Below are 26,365 nucleotides of genomic sequence, written 5' to 3'. Positions count from 1 at the left end.
CGTTAAGGCTTGCATATTTGGAGAGCGGTTGAAAGTTAGCAATTGGAAATATTCGCCTTCCGGATGTGGTTATCCAGCGCGTAAAATAGAATTTATTACGCCGACAACTGAACATCCGGATATCACGTAACGGAAGATGGCGCTTATAGACCAGCCAAAAATCGATAAAGAAAAGCATAGGTCGAGACTTGAGTCGGTGCTTTCATCACCGACTCCATCTCAAATGCAATCACTGCAAAATCAGTCAGCAAGCGTCAAAACGAGCGGACCATTTTTGGTCACCACAACCGTGTGCTCGAACTGGACGGTCGGAGCACTGGGATCGCTATAAAGTGTCCAGGGATCATTATCGCCATCTTCCGCCCAATAGGCACCGGTAGACAGGAAGGGCTCTACGGTAAACACCATGCCCTCTTCCATGATCCGGGTTTCATCCTTGTCCGGCCATGTCGCAAGTTCGCGCGGCTCTTCATGCAATGAGCGGCCAATGCCGTGGCTGGCAAGGTTGGTGATCAGGGTGTAACGGTTCTTGCGGGCAAAGGCGCCAATGGCATTACCGATATCAGCCATCGGCTTGCCGGTTTTCACCTGCTGCAGACCGGTCCACATCGCGCGTTTACCATCCCGGCACAGACGCTCGATTTCCTTTTTCACGGGCGGCACGGCGAAGGACGCGCCAGTGTCACCGAAGAAGCCATCCTTCACAGCCGAAACGTCGATGTTGACGAGGTCACCTGGCTTGATGATGCGCACGCCGGGAATACCATGCGCCACTTCTTCATTGACGCTGATACATGTCGCGCCGGGAAACTGATAACAGAACTCCGGCGCCGATTGCGCACCATTGTCTTCCAGTATTTTACGACCGATATCGTCCAACTCGGCCGTGGTGATACCCGGCTCCAGCGCATCAGCCATGGTATTCAGGGCAACGGCACACAGGCGGCCGATTTCCTTCAGCTTCACCAATTCTTCTTCGGACGAGATCACCAACGCAAACAACCTTATAAAATAAAATTATCGTTATTAATCAATTAAATAACGATAAAATCGACGCACTATTTCTGTGCGTTTTGCTCTCTATAGCCCCAGTAACCAACACCATGCAACACGTGAACGGATTTACATGGAGAGAGCTTCTTCTATTTCGTCGAAAACGACATCTTCAACAAAGAATATGCCTTCTTGAGTACACTCTTTTATGTGTTTAATCCGTCCGATATTCGCCATATCAAACAAGATTAAGCATCGATTGTCTTTTGGTAGTCCGCGATACTCATAATCCTTCAAATCGAAACCGTCCTTACCTATCAAATAAGTATCGGACTGCACTGTGCACGGGAAAGCCACGGTTACCATTTCAATTTTGTTGTTGATGAGCGTATCCGCATAAACTTGCTCTAGTGCGAATACGTTTTTCGCCTTAATGAAATTCATATGATCGTCTTCATCAGGTGACATTACCACATCTACAACTGATGCATTCACGACCATATATTCATCGGAAACGTCTTCTGCATCTAAGCCAAGTGCTTCAATATAGGGCATTTTGTTCCTTTGACTTGATCGGCCATAGTTGCGCATCTTCGGGCGCAACCTACAAATTTGATTAGATTTAACTCGTAATGAGAGTTAAACGAAATGGCCAACGCCCTCAATGAGCATGCGGACTGCGGAGGCGGTCCACCGCAATCCTGTACTTACATCATGCGGTGGCTTTCACCCTATCAGGGCTGCCAGTCAATTCTTTTCTGACAATCGGCGCGACTTTCGTACCGTACAACTCGATACCGCGCATGATCTGATCGTGCGGCATCAGGCCGATGGCCATCTGCAGCAGGAAACGATCATTCTTGAACACGTCATGTGCTTTGATGATTTTTTCCGCAACCAGTTCTGGCTCCCCTAAGAAGAGATTACCTTCCGGCCCACGCGCCATATCGAAATGGGCACGGCTGGTTGGCCCCCATCCGCGTTCACGACCCAGCCGGTTCATAACCTCTGCCTGCGGACCATAGAACTGGTCAGCGGCAAGATCGGTGGTGTCGGCAATAAAGCCATGCACGTTAATGCTGGTTTTCTGTTTGGTCTCCGGCTGGCCAGCGCGGCGGGCCGCTTCGCGGTAAAGATCAAACAGCGGTGCAAACCGACGGTATTCACCGCCGATAATCGCAAGCGCCACCGGCAGGCCCATTGCTCCTGCTCTTGCGACGGATTGCGGAGTGCCGCCAACGGCAATCCACACCGGCAATCTTTCCTGCAAGGGGCGCGGATAAACACCACGGCCATTGATCGGCGTGTGTTTGTTGCCCGACCATGTGACAATCTCGTTTTCACGCAGGGTCAGCAGCAGGTCGAGTTTTTCAGCAAACAATTCGTCATAGTCTTCCAGATTATAGCCGAACAGCGGATAGGATTCGATGAAGGAGCCGCGACCGGCCATGATCTCTGCGCGGCCATTCGACAGCAGGTCAACAGTTGCGAATTGCTGAAAGACGCGGATCGGATCATCGGAACTCAAAACCGAAACTGCGCTCGACAATCGGATATTGTTTGTCTTGACGGCGGCAGCGGCCAGCACGGTGGATGGTGAGGACACCGCATAGTCCGGGCGGTGGTGTTCGCCAAGGCCGAACACATCCAGCCCGACCTGATCGGCAAGCTCGATTTCCTCGATAAGATTTTTAAGACGTCGTGCACCTTCCGGTCCTTTGCCATCCGGTGCGTTCGGATCGACATCCGCAAATGTGTAAAGACCGAGTTCCATGATCGATGCTCCTGTTTCTTCACGCAGAGATAGGCATCGCAAAAGACTATGGCAATTTCAAAATATGGAACGATCCGTTCGATGAAATGGATAGGAAAACTTTGCCCCGAAGCGGGCCGTAAGATCAGAGATGCGATTCTGTTTTCAAACACTTGGCAGCGTAACTTGAATCACTCTGCCAAGCAGTTGAATCAGAATTTGAAGTCTCTTCAGATCTGCTCCAACAGAGCCTCCAGTTGGTCGGCGGCTTTGCCCCAGCCTTCGTCGAAACCCATTTCTTCATGAGTCTTCTTGTCTTCAGCCGTCCAGTGGAGCGCCTTGGCGGTGTAGCGTGTCTGACCGTTTCCAGCCTCCTCAAAACTCACATAACCGGTCATGAATGGCTTTTCGCTGGGCACCCATCCATCCTGATAGGCGTCGGTAAACACAAGAAGCCGGTTGGGGACAACCTCAAGAAAAATGCCGTTATTGGGATAAACCTCACCATCCGGACCGCGCATGGTTACGTTAAAAACGCCACCGGACCGCAAATCCATTTCCACGTCGGAAACGGTATAGGGTCGCGGCGTGAACCATTCTTTCAAAAGATCAGGATCGGTCCACGCCCGATAAACCTTGTTGGGTGGCGCATCAAATATACGGGTTAAGGACAGTTCATGTTCTCCCAGTCTTGGCATGCTGCTTCCTCCTCTGTGTGATGTCGGCCAACCGATACAAGCGCCGTCAGACCTTAACGAGCGTCCTGCGAACGGCGTTCCTCCACCCCTTCACTTTTGTTTTCCGGATACTGGTTTCCATTTTGGGTTCAAACCGCTTATCTCGCGACCACGCCTTTGCAAATGCATCCATGTCTGGCCACACACCAGCCCGGCTGCCCGCAAGCCACGCGGCACCAAGTGCGGTCGTTTCCAGAATAACGGGACGATCAACCGGCGCATCGATAATGTCCGACAGACGCTGCATCGTCCAGTCACTGGCGACCATACCGCCATCCACCCGCAATACAGTCTCACCGTCGCCGTTATTTTTCCAGTCCTTGTGCATGGCATCCAGCAGGTCACCCGTCTGGAAACAAACGGCTTCCAGTGCGGCGCGCGCGAACTCCGCAGGACCGGTTCCACGCGTCAGACCAAAGATCGCGCCGCGAGCTTCCGCATCCCACCAGGGCGCACCAAGCCCGACAAAAGCCGGCACCAGATAAACCTCCTGCGAAGGATCAGCCTTGTCGGCCAACTCGCCGGTCTGCGACGCTTTCTCTATGATCTTCAGGCCATCGCGCAGCCATTGCACGGCGGCGCCAGCCACAAAAATCGAACCCTCCAGTGCATAGGTCGTCTTGCCGTCCAGCCGGTAAGCAATCGTCGTCAACAGGCGGTTCTTGGAGCGCACAATGTCCGCGCCGGTATTCAGCAACGCAAAACATCCGGTGCCGTAAGTTGACTTCAACATGCCCGGCGCAAAACACGCTTGCCCAATGGTGGCCGCATGCTGGTCTCCTGCAACCCCCAAAATGGGTATTTCAGCACCGAACAAATCTTTTTCCGTTGTTCCGAAATCGGCCGCACAATCCTTTACCTCCGGCAGCATGGCCTGCGGCACATCGAGAATGCCAAGCAGTTTTTCATCCCAACGGTTTTTCTCGATGTTGAACATCAGGGTGCGCGAGGCATTGGTCGCATCGGTCACGAAAGACTTCGCGCCCGTCAATCGCCAGATCAGAAACGTATCAATGGTGCCAAAGCACAGTTCGCCCTTTTGTGCGCGTTTGCGTGCGCCCTTGATGTTGGACAGCAGCCAGGACAATTTGGTGCCGGAAAAATAAGGATCGAGTAGCAGCCCGGTCTTGGCCGTGAAGGTCTTTTCATGCCCAGCCCGTTTGAGCTTTTCACAATCCTTTGCGGTGCGGCGGTCCTGCCAGACGATGGCATTGTGTATGGGCTTGCCACTTTCCCGCTCCCACACCACGGTTGTTTCGCGCTGGTTGGTTATGCCGATGGCGGCAATGTCAGCCGCCTTGATACCGGCCTTTTTGATCGCCTCCTTAATCGACCACAGCACGCTTTCCCATATTTCTTCGGGATCATGCTCTACCCAGCCGGACTTCGGAAATATCTGGCGAAATTCCTTCTGCCCTACCCCGGCAACCTGCATCTTTGCATCGAACACGATGGCGCGGCTCGAGGTCGTGCCCTGGTCGATTGCAAGAATGTATTCACCCATAATTTTGCTCCTCACATGTCCCGTCGCAGGGAAATGCGCCTCGCCGTCATTGTCAACCCGCAGCCATATTAGGAAGCTGTGAAAACCCGATTGCCAGCCGCCCCTGTTTGAGCATACCTTCGATGCTCGCAATGCGTCATCAAGTACGCAGGGGAACATATATGACGAGAACAGTCATCGTAACCGGCTCAACGAGTGGTATCGGCCTTGGAATCGCGCAAGCTTTTGCAAGGGACGGTGCGAACATTGTCATGAACGGACTTGGCGATCCCGGTGAAATTGAAAATATTCGCCTGATGATGGAAGCGGAAAACGGGGTGCATGTCATCCACCACGCCGCCGATATGACCAAACCCGACGAGATTGCCGACATGGTGGCGCAAGCCGAACAGAAGTTCGGGCGCATCGACGTATTGGTCAACAATGCCGGTGTGCAGCATGTGGCCCCGGTCGACGAATTTCCGCCGGAAAAATGGGACCAGATCATCGCCATCAATCTGACGAGTTCTTTCCATACCATGCACCACACTATTCCGGTGATGAAGAAGGCCGGAAAAGGCCGCATCATCAACATTTCGTCGGCCCACGGTCTGGTTGCCTCACCGTTCAAGTCAGCCTATGTGGCAGCAAAACATGGTATCATGGGATTGACCAAATCCGCGGCATTGGAGCTGGCGGAAACCGGCATCACCGTTAATGCCATTTGCCCCGGTTACGTGCTGACGCCTTTGGTAGAACAGCAGATACCGGATATGGCAAAGACCAGCGGCATCAGCGAGGAAGCAGTTAAAAACGAGGTACTGTTACGGCTGCAGGCCACCAAAGAATTTGTCAGCATTGAAGACATCGCAGCAACGGCAATATTTCTTGCCAGCGACGCAGCATCACAGATCACCGGAACACATATCTCGGTGGATGGCGGCTGGACCGCCCAATAAACCTGATAAAGAAGGCAGTGCATGAACGACGCGATAAGCTTCATTCTTAATAGTCAGACCGTTTCCCTTGATGACTTCGGGCCAACGGACACTCTCCTTGACTATCTACGGCTGAACCGCAAACTGACCGGCACCAAGGAAGGCTGTGCAGAGGGCGATTGCGGCGCCTGTACGGTATTGGTCGGCCGACTGATCGACGGATCACTGCGCTATGAGAGCGTCAATGCGTGCATCCGCTTTATAGGCTCGCTGCACGGCACCCATGTCGCGACAGTGGAACATCTGGCGTCAAAGGACGGCACGCTTCATCCGGTACAGCAGGCGATGGTGGACTATCACGGTTCGCAGTGCGGTTTCTGCACGCCCGGTTTCATCATGTCGCTGTATGGCCTGTGGCTTTCCGATGAAAAGCCTTCGCGCGCAGCGATTGAAAAAGCACTGCAAGGCAATCTCTGTCGATGCACCGGCTATGAGCCAATCGTGCGCGCCGCTGAGCATGTCTCCTCTGCCCGTCCAAGCGCATTGTTCGATCCGCTGCAGCGTGACCGCTCGGAGATTGTCAGCCGCCTTTGGGCCATTGCGCAGAACGGCACCATCACTGTGGCCAAAGGAAATGAGCGCAGCATCATTCCCGGCTCGGTCACAGAACTTGCCGAAATCCTGAAGCAGGAACCGAAAGCCACCATCGTTGCCGGCAGCACGGATGTTGGCCTGTGGGTCACCAAACAGATGCGTGCCCTCAACCCTGTGGTCTTCATCAACAATCTTGCGGAACTGCAAACCATCGCAGTGGATGAAAATACCATCACCATTGGTGCCGGCGTAACCTACAGTCAGGCCTTTGAAACCATCGCCGCCCGTATTCCGGCATTCGCCCGTTTGATCGACCGTATTGGTGGGCAGCAGGTCCGCAATATGGGCACGATCGGTGGCAACATCGCCAATGGTTCGCCAATCGGCGACACACCGCCGGCTCTGATTGCACTTGGCGCGACACTGACACTGCGTGCAGCGAACGGTCCGCGCACCATATCGCTCGAGAAATATTTCATCGACTACGGCAAGCAGGATCGCCTGTCTGGTGAGTTCGTGGAGAAGGTGACCATTCCTTTGCCCAAACAGGGCAGCCACTATGCGGTCTATAAAATTTCCAAACGGCGTGATGAAGACATCTCCGCACTTTGTGCCGCATTCCATTTGACACTTGGCGAGGACAATACCGTCAGCGATCTGCGTCTTGCTTTTGGCGGCATGGCTGGCACCCCTAAACGGGCGGCCAATCTGGAAGCTGCACTTTCCGGCAAGCCATGGACACAAGCCACCATCGACGAGGTCCGTGACACGCTGGACGAAGATTTCACCCCGCTGACCGACTGGCGCGCCACATCAACCTATCGCCAATTGACTGCCAAGAACCTGCTGACCCGCTTCTTCCTGGAAACCTCCGGCACCCCGCAGGAGATCAAGCGTTTCGAATTGCAGGAGGCCTGAACCCATGGACACCACAACATTCGACACCGCAAAAACCACTGTCGAGGGCCAGATGCATGGCTCGCTCCGACATGATTCAGCACATAAGCATGTCACGGGAAGTGCCGAATATATCGACGATATTCCAGAACCCGCAGGCTTGTTGCACGGCGGCTTGGGCATGTCCGATCGCGCTCATGCCACCATCACATCCATCGACCTTTCCGAGGTGGAAAGCGCGCCAGGTGTGGTCTGGGTCATGACGGCAAAGGATATTCCCGGTGAAAACGATGTGTCCTCCGGTGGCCGTCACGATGAACCCCTGCTGGCAGAAACCAAGGTCGAGTTTCATGGACAGTTGATTTTTGCAGTCTTTGCCGAGACCCGGGATCAAGCACGCCGTGCCGCCCGCAAAGCCAAGATCAGCTATGAAGACCTGCCGCACTGGAGCGATATCGACAGCGCGCTGGAAAACAATGCCCCGCTGGTCGTTGATCCCATGACGCTGAAGCGTGGCGAAGCGGCACTCGAAATAGATGTTGCGCCGCGCCGTCTGACCGGCACGATGCGGATTGGCGGACAGGAGCATTTTTACCTCGAAAGCCACATCGCCATGGCCATTCCGGGCGAAGATGACGAAGTCACGGTGTGGAGCTCTACCCAGCACCCCAGCGAAATCCAGCATATCGTCAGCCACATCATGCAGGTGCCATCCAATGCAGTCACCGTGCAGGTACGTCGGATGGGGGGCGGTTTTGGTGGTAAGGAAACGCAGGGCAACCAGTTTGCCGCCCTATGTGCCATTGCCGCCAAGAAGCTCAACCGCGCCATCAAGATCCGCCCTGATCGCGACGAGGACATGAGCACCACAGGCAAAAGACACGATTTCCGCGTCGATTACGAACTGGGCTTTGATGATGACGGCCGCATCCATGCTGTCGATGCGACCTATGCCGCGCGCTGCGGTTTCTCCTCGGATCTTTCCGGCCCGGTCACCGACCGCGCCCTGTTTCATGCCGATTCCAGCTATTTCTATCCGCATGTAAGACTGACCTCGAAACCGTTGAAAACCCACACGGTTTCCAACACCGCCTTTCGTGGGTTCGGTGGCCCGCAGGGCATGCTGGGTGCGGAACGTTTTATTGAAGAAATCGCCTATGCGGTCGGCAAGGACCCGCTCGAAATCCGCAAGCTGAACTTTTACGGCCAGCCGGAATCCGGACGCACGCTCACCCCCTATCATCAGGAGGTCGAGGACAACATCATCGCCCGTATCGTTGAAGAGCTTGAACAGTCCAGTGACTATCAGGTACGGCGACAGGCAATCATCGAGTTCAACAAGACCAGCCCGATCATTCGCAAGGGCATTGCGCTGACGCCGGTCAAATTCGGCATTTCCTTCACACTGACAGCCTTCAATCAGGCCGGGGCGCTGGTGCACATCTACAATGATGGCTCCATACACCTGAACCACGGCGGCACGGAAATGGGCCAGGGCCTTTACACCAAGGTTGCCCAGGTCATTGCCGATGCGTTCCAGGTCGATATCGGTCGGGTGAAGATCACTGCAACAACGACGGGAAAAGTGCCCAACACCTCGGCAACCGCCGCATCATCCGGTACCGATCTCAACGGCATGGCCGCCTATGATGCTGCCCGCCAGATCAAGGAACGCCTTGTCCAGTTCGCCTGCGAAAAATGGAATGTCGGACCGGAAGAGGTAACCTTTCTGCCAAACCGCATTAGAATCGGTTTGGAAGAAGTTGCCTTTAACGACTTCATAAAACAGGCTTATTTCGGTCGCGTGCAACTCTCTGCCGCCGGCTTCTACAAGACCCCGAAAATCCACTGGGACCGTGCCGCCGGTCGAGGAAAACCGTTTTATTATTTCGCCTATGGTGCGGCAGTCTCGGAAGTTTCCATCGATACGCTGACCGGCGAATATATGGTAGAGCGGGCCGATGTGCTGCATGACGTCGGCAAATCCCTCAACCCTGCCATCGACATTGGCCAGATTGAAGGTGCCTTCGTACAGGGCATGGGCTGGCTGACCACGGAAGAACTGTGGTGGGACAACAAGGGGCGTCTGCGCACCCATGCACCGTCTACCTACAAGATACCGCTGGCATCCGACCGTCCGAAAATCTTCAACGTCAAGCTGGCGGAATGGGCTGAAAATGCCGAGCCAACCATTGGCCGTTCCAAGGCCGTAGGTGAGCCGCCCTTCATGTTGGCCATCTCGGTGCTGGAAGCATTGTCCATGGCAGTGGCCAGCGTCGCCGATTACAAGGTCTGCCCACGACTTGATGCGCCGGCCACACCGGAACGGGTGTTGATGGCCGTCGAACGCTTGAAGAAGGTGTAAAGGGGAGCCTTGATGCGCGACACCTCCCTTGCGGCCTTTCTGGATGGCGCAGAACCAGTCATCCTGATCGAAATCGAATCCGTGAAAGGCTCGTCGCCACGTGAGGCGGGCACCTTCATGCTCGTCTCGAAGGACCGCATCTGGCAAACCATTGGTGGTGGCCAGTTCGAATATATGGCCATTGACCACGCCCGTGCGATGTTAAGCGGCAAGACGGTGGCCGACAGCATGGACATTCCGTTGGGGCCGGAAATTGGCCAGTGCTGTGGTGGGCGCACACTTTTGCGTTTCACCGAGGTCAATGACACGGTGGCGGCAGAATTAAAGGCAAGGTTGGAGCAGGCAAACCGCGCGCAGCCAACGGTTTTCATCTTCGGAGCCGGCCATGTCGGAAAGGCACTTACCCAGGCGTTTTCGCTTTTGCCTGTATCGATCAGCATCGTCGAGACGCGGCAAGACGAGTTACACGATCTGCCAGCTGGCGTGGCAACACATCTGAGTCCCATGCCGGAAGCGATTATTCACGCCATTCCTGCTGGCAGCGCAGTGATTATTGTCACCCATGACCATGCGCTGGATTTCCTGATAGCGAGAGAGGCACTGTTACAGCCCGATCTCGCTTATGTCGGCATGATTGGTTCAAAGACCAAACGCGCAACCTTCGCCCACTGGATAGAGCGGGAAAGCGACGCCGAGGCATCCGTCAATCTTGAAAGGCTGACCCTGCCAATCGGCGGATCAACCGTCAAAGACAAACGCCCGGCGATCATAGCGGCCTTAGTTGCCGCAGAAGTGCTTCACGCATTTCATCGCTCTGCCGCTCCCGTGGAGAGCCCACCCCTCGCCTTCCATCCATAAGACCGAGATCACGTTTGATGTCGTCGCTCAGGCTGTCATCGACAAGGTTCTGGGGTGGTGGTGTCGCGCTTTTAATCCGCATGGACCTGACAAGGTCCAACAGCCGCGAAACCGCAAGCATAGGGCTTCGCACGCGCAAGGTTGCTGCACGCATCGTCGTTTCCTCATAAACTGAATTGTTGTATGAGATCAAAATGCCGTTGTTTTCTTTAAAAAACCAATGAAATATCGCAGGGAATAAATAAAGAGAACTTATCCATGAAGCTGTCACGCCAGTTGCCGTTGAATGCCTTGCGGGTTTTTGAGGCCACCGCCCGCCATATGAGTTTCACCAAGGCGGGTGATGAGCTTGGCATGACGCAGACCGCTGTCAGCTATCAGATAAAACTGCTCGAAGACTTCATTGGCGTGGCGCTGTTTGTGCGCAAACCTCGACAGGTTACCCTTACGGAAAGCGGGCAGAAGCTGGCGCCAAGAGTGGCAGAAGCTTTTGGCGCGTTGCGCAATGCGGTGGCCGATGCGAAGCAGATCAAAAGCGACACGCTCTTTATTCACACCACCCCAACCTTCGCAGCCCGTTGGCTGTCACGCCACATCGGCGCCTTCCAGCTTGAAAATCCCGGCATTGCAGTTCGGCTGGAAACATCGCAGGAATTTGTCAATTTCAGCCAGACGGATGTGGATCTGGCAATCCGCGCCGGCGCCGGTGTCTGGCCGGGCCTGGACTCCCATCTTCTGATGCGCGGTGGGTTTTCACCGATGTTAAGCCCGGCACTGGCCGAGACCATTGGCGGCGTGAAGACACCGGCCGACCTTTTGAAACTGCGCCTTATCGATGCAGGTGATCCATGGTGGCAACAATGGTTTCATCAGGCCGGAGTGAGCGACCCGCCCTTGCAAAACCGCACAGGCAGTCGTCTTGGCGCGCAGACATTCGAGGCTGCTGCCGCCATCGCCGGTCAGGGCGTCGCCATTCTCACGCCCGAGTTTTATACCGATGAGGTGGCGCTTGGGCGCCTCATGCAACCCTTTGACATCACCAGCCACGACGGCGCGAATTATTGGCTTGTTTATCCTGAAAACCGCAAGAACGCGCCAAAGATCAAAGCCTTTCGCGAGTGGATTTTCAAGCTGATGCCATCAGTCGATCAACAGGGTCAGAAACCCATATCCGGCGCGTAAAAACAGCGCGGCGTATTTTCATCCGGATAAAGGCACAGGTGATATTCACCGTCTTCAGAACGACGCGTCTGATTTTGAGACCAGTTGAACACATGGCGTCTCGTGACCAATCGATGATCGCCCGGCACAAGGGAAACCTCGTAACCACCCTGCACGATCCGCACACTTTTCATGGGGATCATTTGGCAGTCACCGGTCTCTGCATTGCCGTTGCAGCAATAGCTTTCATATTTGAAACCCTTGTGTGATTCATGGGCAGACACACTCGGCACGAGTGCAAAAACAAGGGTAACGACGGCGTAGAACCACACCGGTCTGAATCCGGAAAATTTGTAAAAACAAGAAGCTAACGCATTTGCCTGATTCAACTTCGCATGCAAACGCAAAATCACAGTCACAGTATGGCGCATGGGCATTGTCTCCGTTGACATGAACGGCAGTCACCCGAAACGCATTGCGTCCTGTAGTTACGACTTAAGACATGAATTTAACAAAACCGGGACGCAACGCATGCACTGGCATATCTGCAAATCCCTCCCCTTGAACCACCCCCGACCCAAGGATATGCAGCATTGCGATTTCGGAAAACCGCCACGCGAACCATGAGAGCGCCGTGCGTCCTTTGGATCGTACACAAGACACTCTGACTTTCTGAACAACGCATCATGCTGTCACGGAAATCGGCGCCGCGCGGCCTGTTGCGTGCAACAGATTTTAGCTGAGTCGTGGGTAGTCGGCTAACGGCATTTGCGCAAAACAAAATTCGCCGCCATGCAAATTTGCAAGAGCGGATAAAGCTTGCGTGGAGAATGAGAACAATCCGTCGTTCGCACCGGCTTTTCTCTTTTCAGAGACTGTTTTTTTTCGCAATGTGCAAGGCAATAAGCATAAGGGGAACTGCATGTACGAATACGCCATTGCCTGGGAATGGATGGCCTTTGCCGTCCGTTGGGTGCACGTCATCACCGCCATTGCCTGGATCGGCTCATCATTTTATTTCATCGCGCTGGATCTGGGCCTGGTACAACGCGCCCATCTTCCACCGGGTGCCTATGGCGAGGAATGGCAGGTGCATGGCGGTGGTTTCTACCACATCCAGAAATATCTGGTGGCACCGGCCCAGATGCCCGAGCACCTGACCTGGTTCAAGTGGGAAAGCTACGCCACCTGGGTCACTGGTTTTGCCATGCTGTGCGTGGTCTATTACGGTGGCGCAGACCTGTTCCTGATTGACCGCACGGTCATGGACCTTTCGCCAGTTCAGGCCATCTGTCTTTCCATCGCCTCCCTGGCCATCGGCTGGGTGTTTTATGATCTTCTGTGCAAATCCCCGATTGGAAACAACACCTGGGGTCTGATGATTGTGCTTTACATTGCACTGGTCGCCATGGCCTGGGGTTACACGCAGGTCTTTACCGGCCGTGCCGCCTTTCTGCATCTGGGTGCATTTACCGCCACCATCATGTCAGCCAACGTGTTCATGATCATCATTCCCAACCAGAAGATCGTGGTTGCGGACCTGATTGCCGGACGCACGCCAGACCCGAAATACGGACGCATTGCCAAGCAACGGTCGCTGCACAACAACTACCTGACCCTGCCCGTCATCTTCTTCATGTTGTCCAACCACTACCCGCTGGCCTTTGCCACAACCTATAACTGGATCATCGCGGCGCTGGTGTTCCTGATGGGCGTCACCATTCGCCACTGGTTCAACACCACCCATGCCCGCAAAGGCAAACCGACATGGACATGGCTGGCAACGGCGGTGATCTTCATCATCATCATGTGGCTTTCAACCGTGCCGAAGGTACTGACCGGCGAGGAAGAGACCGCATCCTCGCTGACACCAGTGCAACAGATGTTTGCAAGTGACGTCCATTTTGCGTCGGCGCGGGATATCGTGCAGGGACGCTGTTCCATGTGCCATGCCGCCGAGCCGGTCTGGGAAGGAATCAGTTTTACACCGAAGAACGTCAAGCTGGAATCCGATGCGGATATCGCCGCCCATGCCCGAGAGATCTATATTCAGGCAGGCCGCAGCCATGCTATGCCGCCCGGCAACATCACGGATATAACGCCCGAAGAACGCAAGGTGCTGACCGCCTGGTATGAAAGCGCCTTGTCACAAGGAAAAACAGAATGAGCATGCTTCTGCTGCGCGGTCGTCTTTTGAGTTTTCGCCGCGCACCACACTCCATCGATGACACGGCAAGTTATCTTTACCTCGAAGATGGCGGTCTGCTGATTGATGATGGCAAGATTGTCGCGGTTGGCGACTATAACGACATCAAGAAGTCAGCGCCCGAAGATGTGGCAGAAAAAGACCATCGTCCGCACCTCATCGTGCCAGGCCTTATCGACCTGCACCTGCATTTCCCGCAAATGCAGGTCATCGGCTCCTACGCCGCCAATCTGCTGGAATGGCTGAATACCTACACCTTCCCGGAGGAATGCCGCTTCGTGGAAAGCGCGCATGCGCAGCGAATTGCCACGCATTTCTACGATGAGTTGCTGCGCCACGGCACCACCACGGCTGCTGCCTATTGTTCGGTACACAAGACCTCAGCTGACGCCTATTTCGCAGAAGCCATGAAGCGCAACATGCTGATGGTTGGCGGCAAGGTGATGATGGACCGCAACGCACCGCAGGGTCTGCTCGACACACCTGAAGTGTCCTACGATGAAACCAGAGCGGTTATCGCAGACTGGCACGGCAAGGGCCGCAACCACGTCGCCATCACCCCACGTTTCGCCATCACCTCCACCCCACAGCAAATGCAGGCGGCACAGGCGCTGGCGCAGGAATTCCCTGACCTTTTCATCCAGACCCACCTGTCGGAAAACCTGGAAGAGATCAAATACACCTGCGAACTCTATCCAGAGGCCACCGACTACACCGACATCTACGTGCGCTATGGCCTGATGCGCGATACCACCCTTTTGGGTCACGCCATCCACCTGTCGGAACGGGAAGCGGATGTATTGTCGGAAACCGGCGCAGTTGCCGTTCATTGCCCGACCTCAAACCTGTTTATCGGTTCCGGCCTGTTCCCGATGAAAAAACTGCAGCGTCGTGAAAAGCCTGTTCGTATTGCCGTTGCCACCGATATTGGCGGTGGATCGAGCTATTCGATGCTGCGCACCATGGATGAGGCCTATAAAATTCAGCAACTGCTGGGTGAACGTCTGAACCCGCTGGAAAGCTGGTTCCTGATGACGCTGGGTAATGCGCAGGCACTGTCGATGGCAGATCGCATTGGAACGCTGGATGCCGGCACCGACGCCGACATCACCGTGCTCAACGCATCCTCGACGCCTGCCATGGCGTTGAAAATGGAAGTGGTCAACAGCCTGACCGAAGAACTGTTCCTGATGTTGACCATGGGCGATGACCGCACCGTCAGCGAAACCTATGTGGCTGGCAAGGCGATGAAATCGACATTGGCCTGAAGACGATCACGCTGTAACCTCATGCAGGCGATACAGCCTGTATGAGGAATGGCCGTCATGGCACTGACCAGCAAAATCACGGCCTATGATCCGGATTGGCCCCGCCTCTACCAATCAGAGGCACTACGTCTGCGACAGGCATTTGGTCCCACTCTTCTCGAAATCCATCATATTGGCAGCACCGCCGTTACCGGCCTTGCCGCAAAACCCGAAATCGACATCCTCATTCTCGTCGACGATAGCGATGTGGCTGAGAACATGACGGCAGCACTTGTTGATCTCGGTTACCGGCGTGGCGGTGATCTGTCGGCTGGTCACAGCTTTTTCAAGCGGGATGTCGATGGTGTCAGAACCCATAAGCTGCATCTCTGCCTTGCTGGACACGCAAAGGCTATTGAGATGCTCAAATTCCGCGATCATTTGCGAGAAGACAGCGAGGCGCGTGATGCCTATGGACGCCTGAAACTGCAGCTTGAACAGGAAAACACCAAAGGGATCTCCGAGTATCTGCAGGGCAAAGAGCCCTATATCCAGCGCATCGTTGACGGGCTTTAGTCCAGACACATGACGTTAATGTGGAAGAGGATACATCGGCCGTCACCGTAACATCAAGTGGGATATCCGGTTATAAAAAGCCATAAACCGCCACTCACCGTACCGGATGCTCATGCCTGAAATGACAGCTGACTTATCTTTCGCCGCAATCGCCCTCATCACACTCACCTTCTTTCTGGCTGGCACCGTCAAGGGCGTGACAGGCATGGGTCTGCCGACCGTTGCCATGGGTGTGCTTGGGCTGTTCATGCCACCGGTTGCGGCGGCAAGCCTATTGATCCTGCCCTCCTTCATCACCAACATCTGGCAGTTGCTGGCCGGGCCATCCTTCATCATTTTGCTGAAACGGCTGTGGACCTTGATGGTAGCCATCATCATTGGCACATTGCTGGGCGCTTCCTTCATGGCAGGCAATTCAGGCGTCTGGGCAACGGCGGCTCTCGGTGTCGCGCTCGCTTCTTATGCGGCCTACACGCTGTTGGCCCCACCGTTTTCCGTGCCTGAAAAAATCGAGCCCTGGCTGTCACCGATCATCGGTTTGCTGACCGGTTTGATGACAGGCGCAACCGGCGTTTTCGTTATTCCGGCAGTTCCCTATATCCAGGCCCTCCGTTTTGATCGGGAAAATCTGGTGCAGGCCCTTGGCCTCTCCTTCACCGTTTCCACGATTGCGCTGGCCATCGGTCTTGGCTCCCACAGCGTATTCCAGCTGCAGGAGCTGGCAACCTCCACACTGGCGGTTGCCCCTGCGCTTCTTGGCATGTGGGCAGGCCAGATCGTGCGCCGCGCAGTCAGCCCCGCCACCTTCAAGCGATGGTTCCTGATCTGCCTGCTGCTGCTCGGTTTGCAGCTTGCTCTGCGGCCATTGATGGGTTGAACGGCGTCATCGAGCGGTACTTTTAAAGTGCCGCACAATCCGTTGAATCGACTCTGCTTTACCGTGGCAGTTTCGTCAAAGCATGCTAGTCATGGATGCAGAATTTGAACTGTGAAGGCATCATCCATGAGCAAACCACTCGAAATCGCGGACCTGAAAAAGCAGGCGAAAAAGCGCGTGCCAAAAATGTTTTTCGACTATGCCGACAGCGGCGCATGGACGGAAAGCACCTACCGCGCCAACGAAGATGACTTTGCCAAGATCAAGCTGCGTCAGCGTGTGCTGGTGGACATGAGTGACCGTTCGCTGGAAAGCGAAATGATCGGTCAGAAAGTGGCCATGCCCGTTGCACTATCCCCCACCGGCCTCACCGGCATGCAACATGCCGATGGTGAAATGCTGGCAGCACAGGCGGCTGAAGAATTCGGCGTTCCGTTCACCTTGTCCACCATGAGCATCTGCTCGATTGAGGATGTCGCATCCGTCACCAAGAAACCTTTCTGGTTTCAGCTCTACGTGATGAACGACCGTGACTTCGTTTATAATCTGATTGACCGGGCCAAGGCCGCCAAGTGCTCGGCTCTGGTGTTGACGCTTGACCTGCAAATCCTCGGTCAGCGTCACAAGGACATTCGCAACGGTCTGTCTGCTCCACCGAAATTCACACCCAAACATATCTGGCAGATGGCCACGCGCCCGGCATGGTGCCTTGGCATGCTTGGCACCCAGCGTCGTACCTTCGGCAACATCGTTGGCCATGCCAAAAGCGTGACCGATCTGAAATCTCTTTCAGCCTGGACCACGGAACAGTTCGATCCGCGGCTGTCCTGGAAGGACGTCGAATGGATCAAGGAACGTTGGGGTGGTAAGCTCATTCTCAAGGGCATCCTCGATGAGGAAGATGCACGCGCCGCTGCCGGTTCCGGCGCAGATGCGATCATCGTTTCCAACCATGGCGGTCGCCAGCTTGATGGTGCACATTCATCCATCGCCATGCTGCCGAAAATCGTCGAAGCTTTCGGCGATAAAATCGAAGTGCATATGGATGGTGGCATTCGCTCTGGACAGGATGTGTTGAAAGCTCTGGCTCTCGGCGCAAAGGGCACCTATATCGGCCGCCCATTCCTCTACGGCCTCGGCGCTGGTGGCAAACAGGGTGTTACCACTGCACTCGAGATCATTGCCAAGGAAATGGATATCACCATGGCACTGTGCGGCAAACGCCGCATCGTGGATGTTGGCCCCGACATCCTGGCGTGACCGCAGAGTAACAAACACGGGCTGCAACAACCTGCAGCCCGTGTTGGGCACACCATCAGGGCTTAACACAGTCCACCTCACAAAACAGGCTCGAACCAATTGGCGCTGAAATTCGTTTAGCTGATGATCCAGCCTTGAAGGCAGCTGATGGAGGGCCGCCATGACTATCACCATTACCGCTTTTGAAAACTCTCCCGATGGCGGCAAGGGCATGGCGCGGGACATGCGGGTACGATGGGCCTTTGAGGAGGTTGAGCAATCCTATGACGTTCGGCTTTTATCGTTCAAAGCCTTGAAAGAGCCGACGCATCTTGAGCTGCAGCCCTTCGGGCAAATCCCGACCTATCAGGATGGTGATCTTACCCTATTTGATTCGGGCGCAATCGTTTTTCATATCGCCGACCACCATGCGGGCCTGCTACCGAAAGATGACAATGCTAGGGCCCGTGCCATTACTTGGATGTTTACGGCAGTCGGCACCATGGAACCGCCGATGCTGGAACGGGAGGTTGCCCGCTTCCTTGAGGGCGATGAAAGCTGGCACGATGCACGTTTGCCGCTGATCGACAAACGGATCCGCAAACGACTGGGCGAGCTTTCCGTAATATTCGGCCAATCGCAATGGCTCGAAGACACATTTACAGCCGGCGATCTTCTGATGATATCGGTCCTGCTGAGAACTCGTTCGTCGGGCATATTGGCCGAATTTCCCAATCTTCTGGCCTATGTCGAGCGGGGAGAAAAACGCCCCGCCTACCAGCGCGCTTTTGCGGCGCAGCTGGCAGTATTTAATGCGGGTCTGAAAAGATAAATTACTTCACCCAGCCGCCGGTCAGGGCATTGGCAAAGCCGTCCATTCCCTTGTTCCTGGCCAGTTCAGCCATGGCAAGGTTGTCATACCGCACCTGACGGAAGGTTGGCTGCCAGCCGCGTGAGGTCTTTTCGAGAACCGCGTAGCTTGCAAACGGTGTCGCCGTTTCCACCGTGTGAAAAACCGGTTTGTCATCCGTGTAACCGGGGCAACCAACACTGCCGGGGTTAACGATCAAACGCCCGTCAGAAAGCTGCACCGAACGCGGAATATGGGTATGGCCGCACAACATCAACGGATGATCGACGCCTTCTGCCAGAGCCTCGATTTCAGCAAGCGGGCGCAGATGCATGATACCCTCTGCACTGACCGTTTCCAGCCAGTACTGATTATCGTCTTTCGGCGAGCCGTGGCAGCAGAACACCTCGTCCTTGTAGACCATGCTGAATTGTAGCGTCTGCAACCAGTCGAAATGTTCCGGTGACAACTGCTGATACGCCGGTCTTTCCCAGTCGCCCATGTCTTCATAGGCACGGTCAATCAGTGCACGGTCGTGATTGCCGCGCACGGTCGGCACCCAGTTCTTGAGCAGGAGATCGGCTGTCCAGCCAGCCTCCAGCGGCCCACTGAAACAATCCCCGAGATTAACGACATCCTCAATGCCGAGCTTCTCTATATCCGCTAGCACCGCTTCAAGCGCAGCGCAGTTTCCATGAATATCGGCGATGGCAGCGAAGATCATGAGTGGTCAACTTCCCCGGTAGGTCGAATAGCTGAAGGGTGAGAGCAACAGAGGGACATGATAATGTCCCTGTGTATCAGCAATGCCAAAACGGATCGGAATAATGTCAAGAAAAGCGGGTTCCGGCAAAGCAACGCCCTTGCCGCGTAGATAATCCCCGGCATGAAACACCAGTTCATATTGTCCGGCCTGAAAACTGTCGCCAATCAGCAAAGGTCCGCCATCGACGCGGCCGTCATTATTGGTGTGCACACTTTTAAGTTTGGTTCGGCCTTCCCCGTCCAGCCGGTAGAGGTCGATTTTCAAACCTTCCGCCGGCGTGCCATGGGCAGCATCAAGAACATGGGTCGTAAGACCGGTCATAACGTTGGCTCCGCAATGATATAGGGCGACTCGAAAAAATACTCTTCCAGATTGTTGCCCGGGCCTTCCCGGTCGGCAACCAGAAAATCACTGACGACATCCAGTGCCATCAACGGATGATGCCAGACATTGCGTCGATAATTCACGCCCTGATCAGCCCTAGCGAGAAAAACCCTGGGCTTGCCCGGCTTTCCGTCCTCATCTTCCGCGACCACGACCAGAAAGGGGCGCCCGGAAAGGGGCGAGAAACTCTGGCTGCCAAGCGGATGTCTCTCCATCATGTCAATGCCGTATGGAAAGGCGCGTGGCTGGCCACGAAACAGGTTGATGACGACCCGTGCGCCCTCACCGGCTGCCTCCGGCACAAACAAGGCATGGTGGCGTTCTGTGGTGCCACCATTGATCATCCTGACGGATGATGGGGTGGCCTCGATCACCTCACCGAACTGCGAAAATGCCGCGCTGCTCAACGGCTCGATATCGAGACGTTCACCTTTTATCTGCGTGGTCATTCAGGCCTCCGGCAGCATGGATGTCAAACGAAGCAAGGCAATTTTCTCAACCTGTGCAGTTGCAGTCGCAAACTCCGTGTCATGATCATTGCTGATGCGCTTCTCGAATGCCGCGAGAATGTCGTGTCGGTTCAGACCCTTCACTGCGATAATGAAGGGAAACCCATGACTGCTTACATAGGCCGCATTCAACTCGGTAAAACGGGCATGCTCCTCCGGCGTCAAACGGTCGAGCCCGGCACCGGCCTGCTCGTTGCGACTATCATCCGTCAGCTTGCCCGCGATGGCCAGCTTGCCGGCAAGATCGGGATGGGCGCGTAAAACGCCAAGCCGCTCTTCCTGTGAAGCAGTTCGGAACATGGCGACGAGCGCTCCGTGCACACCCTGCGCAGTCAACGGCTCGACAATGGATCCGGCATCATAGGCTCGTTCGGCAATGAAGGGCGAATGCTCGAACACACCGCCAAAGCGGCTGACGAAATCCTCACGTGATATCATCTCAAACCGCCCCGGGCTTATGGTGTTCATGCCAGTGACGGGCAATGTCGATACGCTGTGGTATCCATACCTTGTCGTGTCCGAGCACATATTCGATGAAGCGGCGCAATGCAGCCGCCCGGCCCGGACGCCCGACAAGGCGACAATGCAGGCCAACGCTCAACATCTTCGGCGCACCTTCCTGTCCTTCCTGATAAAGCACGTCGAATGCGTCTTTCAGATAGGTGAAGAACTGGTCGCCCGAGTTGAAACCCTGCGGCGTGGCAAAGCGCATGTCATTGGTTTCAAGTGTGTAGGGAATGATCAGGAACGGATCGTCCTTCGCGCCCTTCACCCAATAGGGCAGATCATCGGCGTAAGAGTCCGAGGAATAAAGGAAACCGCCCTCTTCCATCACCAGCTTCAAGGTGTTGTCGGATGGTTTGCCCTGGTACATGCCATAGGGACGCTCACCGGTTAGTTCAGTGTGAAGACGCACCGCCTCAACAATGTGCTGGCGCTCTTCTTCTTCTGAAAAATCCTTGTACTCAAGCCAGCGGTAGCCATGGCTGGCAATCTCCCAACCGGCCTCTTTCATCGCGGCAACAGCGTCCGGATTGCGGGCCATGGCAGAGGTTACGCCATAAACTGTGGTCGTTACGCCAAGACTGGTAAACATGCGCCACAGGCGCCAGAAGCCGGCACGAGAGCCGTATTCATAAATCGATTCCATATTTAGATTGCGCTGACCAGCCCATGGCTGCGCACCAACGATTTCCGACAGCAGCGACTCGGATGCCTTGTCATTATCGAGAATGCAGCTTTCCCCGCCTTCTTCATAATTGATGACGAACTGAACTGCTATTTTGGCCCCACCGGGCCATTTTGGATCGAAACCGTTACGACCGTAACCAATCAAATCACGCGGGTAATTATCGGATATCATTCACTCACCTTCCGCAAATCTCGCAGAACGGTAACATTCACATTGGGAAAGTCGAGATGAATAATGTCCTCGTCCCGATCTCTTTTTGCATGAGATCAGGACGCGTGGGGATCAATGAAAACGGCGCTGCTCGTCAGGCAGGCTGCATCACGTCAGAAGCAGGCTCTTTGCGTGCCACACGCCGGGCAGAAACCCGGCCCATGGGATGAAGCGAATGCACGCGGAACGGCGCACCCGGTTCATCCTCCACAAACAGCGCAAGATTGTTGAAGGTCAACTTGCGTGACAAATGCGGCTCAAAAACCACGCGCACGGCATGTTCAACCCGCACGAAGTCAGATTGCGACACACTTCCGGTCAACGGCATCTGAAAGCGGAAATCCTCCATCACATAGGGATTACCCCAGCGATGCAGATTGGTCAGCTGCGCTGCCGACAGCTGGTCGGGGTCGGCACGATCAATTTCCGCATCGCTCAGCGGGGCGCGGTAACGGTCAAATGCCTGCACGACACTTGCTGCCAGGAAACCCAGCTTGTCGCATGGCCATGATGGAATAAGGCTGAACACCGAACCGATGCGGGCAATTTCAAGCGGTGGCAATTCGAAAGGCTGCTGCAAACCGGCAAAGCACATCAACTCTCGCAGCAACATGGCTTCAGTAACATCATCGTTTAGCCGGAACGGCGCCTTGACCAGACCATGAAAACCATAACGTCGCGGCAAAGCCGTGTGATAAGAAATTTCCTGCATACCAAGACCGGTTGCAGGCGGCGGATCGACACTCTCACCGGAATAGACATCACGGCCAAGCCAGGCCGCAGCAACCGCCGTCAACGGATCGTTGGGGGTCGGAGTGAAATGAATGGCGTATCGCATGCGTCGTCACCTCGCTCCATTGGCGATTTGCTCAGACCTCGCTTCAACACGCCGCCGCATTCAATATCCATTGAATGCAAAATGCCGCTACACGCATTGAACCGAAGCATCGTACTCTCTGAAAATCGTGGCTCGACTTTCAGGCCGATGATTTAGCGATAGGTGATTTGCATGACAGATTAACGACGAGAAACGCCTGAAAATTATGAAGACTTTGTGGCCACGGCAATGTGACTTTCAAGCAAGAAGCTTTGCGGTAGCCTTGGCTCAATGCCTTGCACGACCGAAAGAGCAGCATCCGCCAACCGGTGTGCCAGACCGAAACTGACTTTGAAACCGCCGGTCAAGGCGACAAGACGCGGGTGCTCTGGCAGGCTACCGACCATTGGATCACGGTCGATCGCCTTGGGCCGCAGCCCGGCCCACCGCTCCACCACCTCAGCATTCTCTAAACCAGGAACAAGCTGCCGGGCTTTCTCTATGAACACGTCGAGTTGGGCATCGGTTGTGAACGGTTCTGCAAAACTCTCCTCGCTGGTGCTGCCAACCGCCACCATGCCATCATCATGCGGAACGACATAAAGGCCGCCGAGAAACAGCACCGGCATTGCGGGGTCGATATCGGCCTTCATCAGTGCAGATTGCCCTTTGACTGCTTGACCAAGTGGCGCTGCACCCGCCAAATTCAAGCTTTGCTGAAGCAGCGGGAATGATTGATAACCGGCAGAGACGATGACATGGCCAAATGATACGGTTTCACCCGTTGATAATGTGGCTTGTGCCCGATCGGGATCGAGAGAACTAACGCCAACCCCTTCAACCACAGTCACGTTTTGCGCGGTTTTGAGAAATGCAGAGAGCGTCCGCCCCATGGACCGCGGCGACATGCGTGCAGCAAGCGTGTCATGAACAAATCCACCCGCCATCGACGCATCTGCCAGATAACCCGCGACCGGTGGCGCATCGAGAACATGCCAGTGAAACTGTCGTCCATCCCGCGCCCAATTCGTTTTGGCATCCTGCTCATGACGCAGCGCGATGTCGCGCAAATGCGGTTTGGGCAGAGGAATGATGCGTCCGCAACGGCGATACCCGGCCGAACACCCGGTCGCAGCCTCCAGCTCGGCGATCTCGGCTTCCAACGCTACCAGCGCATCAAACTGGAATTGCTTTTTCTCTGACCATCTGTCCGGCATATGAGCCATGAGAGCGCCGATAAGGCCACCGCTGGCGCCCTGCCCCAAACGAACTTGCTCGACCAGCAATGTCTTGAGACCAAGTCGCTCTGCTTTTACCGCAGCCCACAGCCCCATAACGCCGCCACCGACGATCAAAAGGTCGAAAGAGGAAGGAGAGGAATGAGATTGACCCGCAGCACTGGCCAGATTATCGGCTTTATTCATGACACATCCAGACGAAAGCACACCGGCCAACCAGAGCCAACCGCAGGATAACACAGCAACCACGCTCGATTGGCGCGAGGGCGATATGCCCTATTCGCTTGCCTTTGGCGACCATTTTTATTGCCAGACCGACGGCCGACTGGAATGTGGACATGTGTTTCTGTCCGGCAACGGCCTACCGGAGCGCTGGCAAACAACGACTGACACCTTCCGCATTGGCGAGCTTGGTTTCGGCACAGCCCTCAATCTTTGCGAGACCTGGCGACAGTGGAAACAGACGCGCCCGACAGGCGGCAAACTGCATTTCGTGTCCTTCGAGCTTTATCCAATGAAGTCAGAGGAAATTGACCGCGCCCTTTCCCGTTGGCCGGAAGTCGACGAAGAACGGAACGCTCTGGTCAAGTTGTGGCCGAAGGAACCGCAAGGTCATGTCGATCTGCAACTGGATGAACAAACTCGCCTGACCGTGGTCTGTGGTGTGGCTTTTGACGGAATTCAGGCCAGCCCACACATGTTCGACGCCTGGTACCTGGATGGTTTCGCACCGGCTCGCAATCCCGACATGTGGTCGATCGAGATCATGACCGCATTATTCGACAAAACGGCGGAAGGCGGCAGTTTCGCGACCTACGCCGCAGCCGGATTTGTACGCCGCAATCTCATTGCCGCCGGTTTCAATCTGGAACGGCGCAAAGGTTTTGCTGGAAAACGTGAAATGCTGTGCGGAACCAAGCGATAGTCACAACACGTCCTGGTTTACTTTTGAGCTGATATCGGTCGCGATCTGTCTGACGGTGCCGATCGCCGCCTGATTGCATTTGATCTCTGTTGTTCAAGCCGCCAGCCATGACAAATAAATGCAGGCGTTAACGGCTATACGGTAGAACTTTCTATATAAGAAACATATAAATTTATTTTATTTCAATGACTTAAGAAAATCTCATTTATAGTATCTCGAATTGCAAAACGTGAAGAACAAAACCGTGGGTTAACGTATTGTTTATAATATCCGCATAATTTTATGCATAATTTCTTCCGCTATTTCTCTCGGAAATTGTTATGACGTCGATATTGACCAACATCGCTGCACAATCAGCCCTTGCAACATTACGCACGATCAATTCGCAAATGCAGAATACGCAAGAAGCGGTTTCGAGCGGCCTGCGGGTCGGTGAAGCAAAAGACAATGCCGCCTATTGGTCAATCGCCACAACCATGCGCTCAGACAATGGTGCCATTAGCGCAGTTGAAGATGCCCTCGGTCTGGGTGCCGCAAAAATCGACACGGCCTATTCCGGCATGGAAGCTGCGATTGATGTCGTCAAAGAAATGAAGAAAAAGCTGGTGACGGCAACGGAAAACTCCGTCGACCGCAGCAAGATTCAGGACGAGATTTCCCAGTTACAGGATCAGTTAAAATCTATAGCAGATTCAGCCTCCTTCTCCGGTGAGAACCTTCTGAAAGCCACCTTTGTGGGATCACTTGGCGCGACAAACGGCTCTATTCTTTCTTTTGCAGTGAAAGACGTCAAAACGATCGTCACAGGTTTTGTCCGGGATTCGAATAACAACGTATCTGTCAAAACAACCGAAGCTGTTCAGACATCTGACACGGTCTTGTTCGGCAACCATACCGAAGGCATGGCGCACGGGATACTCGACATCGGCCTGATCTATGACGGTATTCCGTATGAAGAGGGAAATGGCGGCTGGTTTATTAAAACATTTCAGTACGATTCAAGCTGGACCGTCAATGAAAACGGCGTCTACAGCGACGGAACCAACTACTACACCCGACGTGACGGCCTGTTCGTTAAAGCCCTCGATGCCAGCGGTGGCTTCGATAAAAGCAGCACGACAAACGTTATCATGCACTCCAATGCCAGTATCACCACAATGGATATTACCCAACTGGGCACCTACAGAGACCAGATATTTGGGCCAGACGGTGATGAAGACATGGTGATCGATGTCTTCATTTCCCATACCGATAAACAACTTGCGAAAATGACCGATGCCGCTTCATCTCTGGGCTCATTATCCAAACGCATAGAATTGCAAATGGATTTTGCCTCTAAATTGTCGAATGCAATCGACAGCGGCATTGGACGCCTGGTGGATGCGGACATGAATGAGGAATCCACGCGGCTCAAGGCACTGCAAACTCAGCAGCAACTCGGTATTCAGGCTCTGTCGATTGCCAATACCCAGCCGGACACTGTGACGCAACTGTTCAGATAATCCAACCCAATCTGACGCCGGCTCAAAACCGGGCATCAATTTTCGCTT

Annotated in this window: 27 protein-coding genes; 14 read left to right on the top strand and 13 right to left on the bottom strand. The window is 54.6% G+C overall.

The window, feature by feature from the left end; all coding sequences use genetic code 11:
• Nucleotides 1-240: 240 nt before the first annotated feature.
• The 5 genes from map to glpK form a co-directional block, all read right to left on the bottom strand.
• Entirely contained in the window at nucleotides 241-993 is a 753-nt protein-coding gene (gene map, locus IB237_RS09250) for a type I methionyl aminopeptidase (RefSeq protein WP_192488354.1), read from the bottom strand.
• A gap of 129 nt (nucleotides 994-1,122) precedes the next feature.
• Complete coding sequence (locus IB237_RS09245) at nucleotides 1,123-1,548, bottom strand: hypothetical protein (RefSeq protein WP_192488353.1); 426 nt, start codon at nucleotides 1,546-1,548, stop codon at nucleotides 1,123-1,125.
• A gap of 157 nt (nucleotides 1,549-1,705) precedes the next feature.
• The gene (locus IB237_RS09240) at nucleotides 1,706-2,767 is read right to left on the bottom strand and encodes an LLM class flavin-dependent oxidoreductase (protein ID WP_192488352.1); all 1,062 of its coding nucleotides are present in this window, start codon (nucleotides 2,765-2,767) and stop codon (nucleotides 1,706-1,708) included.
• Nucleotides 2,768-2,976: 209 nt separating this feature from the next.
• On the bottom strand, nucleotides 2,977-3,444 hold the full coding sequence (locus IB237_RS09235) for an SRPBCC family protein (protein WP_192488351.1): 468 nt from the start codon (nucleotides 3,442-3,444) through the stop codon (nucleotides 2,977-2,979).
• 46 nt (nucleotides 3,445-3,490) lie between these two features.
• Entirely contained in the window at nucleotides 3,491-4,987 is a 1,497-nt protein-coding gene (gene glpK, locus IB237_RS09230; protein WP_192488350.1) for a glycerol kinase GlpK, read from the bottom strand.
• Between the two features lie 161 nt (nucleotides 4,988-5,148).
• On the opposite strand from glpK, the gene IB237_RS09225 reads away from it, so the two are divergent.
• The 6 genes from IB237_RS09225 (at nucleotide 5,149) to IB237_RS09200 (ending at nucleotide 11,800) form a co-directional block, all read left to right on the top strand.
• A complete protein-coding gene (locus IB237_RS09225) occupies nucleotides 5,149-5,925 on the top strand; it encodes a 3-hydroxybutyrate dehydrogenase (protein WP_192488349.1) in 777 nt (258 codons plus the stop codon).
• A 21-nt stretch (nucleotides 5,926-5,946) separates the two neighbouring features.
• Nucleotides 5,947-7,416: a xanthine dehydrogenase small subunit gene (gene xdhA / locus IB237_RS09220; RefSeq protein ID WP_192488348.1), complete on the top strand. Its 1,470-nt coding sequence runs from the start codon at nucleotides 5,947-5,949 to the stop codon at nucleotides 7,414-7,416.
• 4 nt (nucleotides 7,417-7,420) lie between these two features.
• Complete coding sequence (gene xdhB / locus IB237_RS09215; protein WP_192488347.1) at nucleotides 7,421-9,760, top strand: xanthine dehydrogenase molybdopterin binding subunit; 2,340 nt, start codon at nucleotides 7,421-7,423, stop codon at nucleotides 9,758-9,760.
• Between the two features lie 12 nt (nucleotides 9,761-9,772).
• Nucleotides 9,773-10,618: a xanthine dehydrogenase accessory protein XdhC gene (gene xdhC / locus IB237_RS09210; protein ID WP_192488346.1), complete on the top strand. Its 846-nt coding sequence runs from the start codon at nucleotides 9,773-9,775 to the stop codon at nucleotides 10,616-10,618.
• Nucleotides 10,619-10,635: 17 nt separating this feature from the next.
• Nucleotides 10,636-10,788: a hypothetical protein gene (locus tag IB237_RS09205; RefSeq protein ID WP_192488345.1), complete on the top strand. Its 153-nt coding sequence runs from the start codon at nucleotides 10,636-10,638 to the stop codon at nucleotides 10,786-10,788.
• A gap of 88 nt (nucleotides 10,789-10,876) precedes the next feature.
• Nucleotides 10,877-11,800: a LysR substrate-binding domain-containing protein gene (locus IB237_RS09200; protein ID WP_192488344.1), complete on the top strand. Its 924-nt coding sequence runs from the start codon at nucleotides 10,877-10,879 to the stop codon at nucleotides 11,798-11,800.
• Here the strand turns inward: IB237_RS09200 and IB237_RS09195 are convergent.
• Nucleotides 11,776-12,111 carry a hypothetical protein gene (locus tag IB237_RS09195; RefSeq protein WP_192488848.1) on the bottom strand — a complete coding sequence of 112 codons (336 nt, stop codon included), beginning with the start codon at nucleotides 12,109-12,111 and terminating at the stop codon, nucleotides 11,776-11,778. The genes IB237_RS09200 and IB237_RS09195 overlap by 25 nt on opposite strands.
• A gap of 590 nt (nucleotides 12,112-12,701) precedes the next feature.
• Here IB237_RS09195 and puuD point away from each other — a divergent pair.
• The 6 genes from puuD (at nucleotide 12,702) to IB237_RS09165 (ending at nucleotide 18,756) form a co-directional block, all read left to right on the top strand.
• Nucleotides 12,702-13,946 carry a urate hydroxylase PuuD gene (gene puuD / locus IB237_RS09190; protein ID WP_192488343.1) on the top strand — a complete coding sequence of 415 codons (1,245 nt, stop codon included), beginning with the start codon at nucleotides 12,702-12,704 and terminating at the stop codon, nucleotides 13,944-13,946.
• On the top strand, nucleotides 13,943-15,253 hold the full coding sequence (gene guaD, locus IB237_RS09185; RefSeq protein WP_192488342.1) for a guanine deaminase: 1,311 nt from the start codon (nucleotides 13,943-13,945) through the stop codon (nucleotides 15,251-15,253). Before puuD ends, guaD begins: the two co-directional genes overlap by 4 nt.
• A gap of 57 nt (nucleotides 15,254-15,310) precedes the next feature.
• Complete coding sequence (locus tag IB237_RS09180; RefSeq protein ID WP_192488341.1) at nucleotides 15,311-15,808, top strand: GrpB family protein; 498 nt, start codon at nucleotides 15,311-15,313, stop codon at nucleotides 15,806-15,808.
• Nucleotides 15,809-15,929: 121 nt separating this feature from the next.
• Nucleotides 15,930-16,685 (top strand): sulfite exporter TauE/SafE family protein, encoded by a 756-nt coding sequence (locus IB237_RS09175; protein WP_192488340.1) that lies wholly within the window; start codon nucleotides 15,930-15,932, stop codon nucleotides 16,683-16,685.
• Between the two features lie 126 nt (nucleotides 16,686-16,811).
• The gene (locus IB237_RS09170; protein WP_192488339.1) at nucleotides 16,812-17,945 is read left to right on the top strand and encodes an alpha-hydroxy acid oxidase; all 1,134 of its coding nucleotides are present in this window, start codon (nucleotides 16,812-16,814) and stop codon (nucleotides 17,943-17,945) included.
• Between the two features lie 160 nt (nucleotides 17,946-18,105).
• A complete protein-coding gene (locus tag IB237_RS09165; protein ID WP_192488338.1) occupies nucleotides 18,106-18,756 on the top strand; it encodes a glutathione S-transferase family protein in 651 nt (216 codons plus the stop codon).
• A 1-nt stretch (nucleotide 18,757) separates the two neighbouring features.
• Here IB237_RS09165 and IB237_RS09160 read toward each other — a convergent pair whose 3' ends face one another.
• The 7 genes from IB237_RS09160 to IB237_RS09130 all read right to left on the bottom strand — a co-directional run bounded on the left by IB237_RS09160 (nucleotide 18,758) and on the right by IB237_RS09130 (nucleotide 24,076).
• Nucleotides 18,758-19,498, bottom strand: a complete 741-nt coding sequence (locus tag IB237_RS09160) for a metallophosphoesterase (RefSeq protein WP_192488337.1) — start codon at nucleotides 19,496-19,498, stop codon at nucleotides 18,758-18,760.
• A 6-nt stretch (nucleotides 19,499-19,504) separates the two neighbouring features.
• Nucleotides 19,505-19,861: a hydroxyisourate hydrolase gene (uraH, locus tag IB237_RS09155; RefSeq protein WP_192488336.1), complete on the bottom strand. Its 357-nt coding sequence runs from the start codon at nucleotides 19,859-19,861 to the stop codon at nucleotides 19,505-19,507.
• Complete coding sequence (locus IB237_RS09150; RefSeq protein WP_192488335.1) at nucleotides 19,858-20,373, bottom strand: ureidoglycolate lyase; 516 nt, start codon at nucleotides 20,371-20,373, stop codon at nucleotides 19,858-19,860. Before IB237_RS09150 ends, uraH begins: the two co-directional genes overlap by 4 nt.
• Entirely contained in the window at nucleotides 20,374-20,871 is a 498-nt protein-coding gene (gene uraD, locus IB237_RS09145) for a 2-oxo-4-hydroxy-4-carboxy-5-ureidoimidazoline decarboxylase (RefSeq protein WP_192488334.1), read from the bottom strand. It abuts the gene before it with no gap.
• A 1-nt stretch (nucleotide 20,872) separates the two neighbouring features.
• Nucleotides 20,873-21,796 (bottom strand): allantoinase PuuE, encoded by a 924-nt coding sequence (puuE, locus tag IB237_RS09140; RefSeq protein ID WP_192488333.1) that lies wholly within the window; start codon nucleotides 21,794-21,796, stop codon nucleotides 20,873-20,875.
• 133 nt (nucleotides 21,797-21,929) lie between these two features.
• Nucleotides 21,930-22,673: a DUF1045 domain-containing protein gene (locus tag IB237_RS09135; RefSeq protein WP_192488332.1), complete on the bottom strand. Its 744-nt coding sequence runs from the start codon at nucleotides 22,671-22,673 to the stop codon at nucleotides 21,930-21,932.
• Nucleotides 22,674-22,876: 203 nt separating this feature from the next.
• Nucleotides 22,877-24,076, bottom strand: coding sequence for an FAD-binding oxidoreductase (locus tag IB237_RS09130; protein ID WP_192488331.1), 1,200 nt, complete (start codon nucleotides 24,074-24,076; stop codon nucleotides 22,877-22,879).
• On the opposite strand from IB237_RS09130, the gene mnmD reads away from it, so the two are divergent.
• Nucleotides 24,075-24,815 (top strand): tRNA (5-methylaminomethyl-2-thiouridine)(34)-methyltransferase MnmD, encoded by a 741-nt coding sequence (mnmD, locus tag IB237_RS09125; protein WP_192488330.1) that lies wholly within the window; start codon nucleotides 24,075-24,077, stop codon nucleotides 24,813-24,815. The two genes, IB237_RS09130 and mnmD, sit on opposite strands and share 2 nt — an antisense overlap.
• Nucleotides 24,816-25,135: 320 nt before the next feature.
• On the top strand, nucleotides 25,136-26,317 hold the full coding sequence (locus IB237_RS09120) for a flagellin (RefSeq protein WP_192488329.1): 1,182 nt from the start codon (nucleotides 25,136-25,138) through the stop codon (nucleotides 26,315-26,317).
• Nucleotides 26,318-26,365: the final 48 nt, after the last annotated feature.

It is taken from the genome of Agrobacterium sp. AGB01, assembly GCF_014851585.1.
In the GTDB taxonomy this organism is placed as follows: Bacteria; Pseudomonadota; Alphaproteobacteria; order Rhizobiales; family Rhizobiaceae; genus Agrobacterium.
This window is presented reverse-complemented; position numbering and strand designations above follow the sequence as displayed.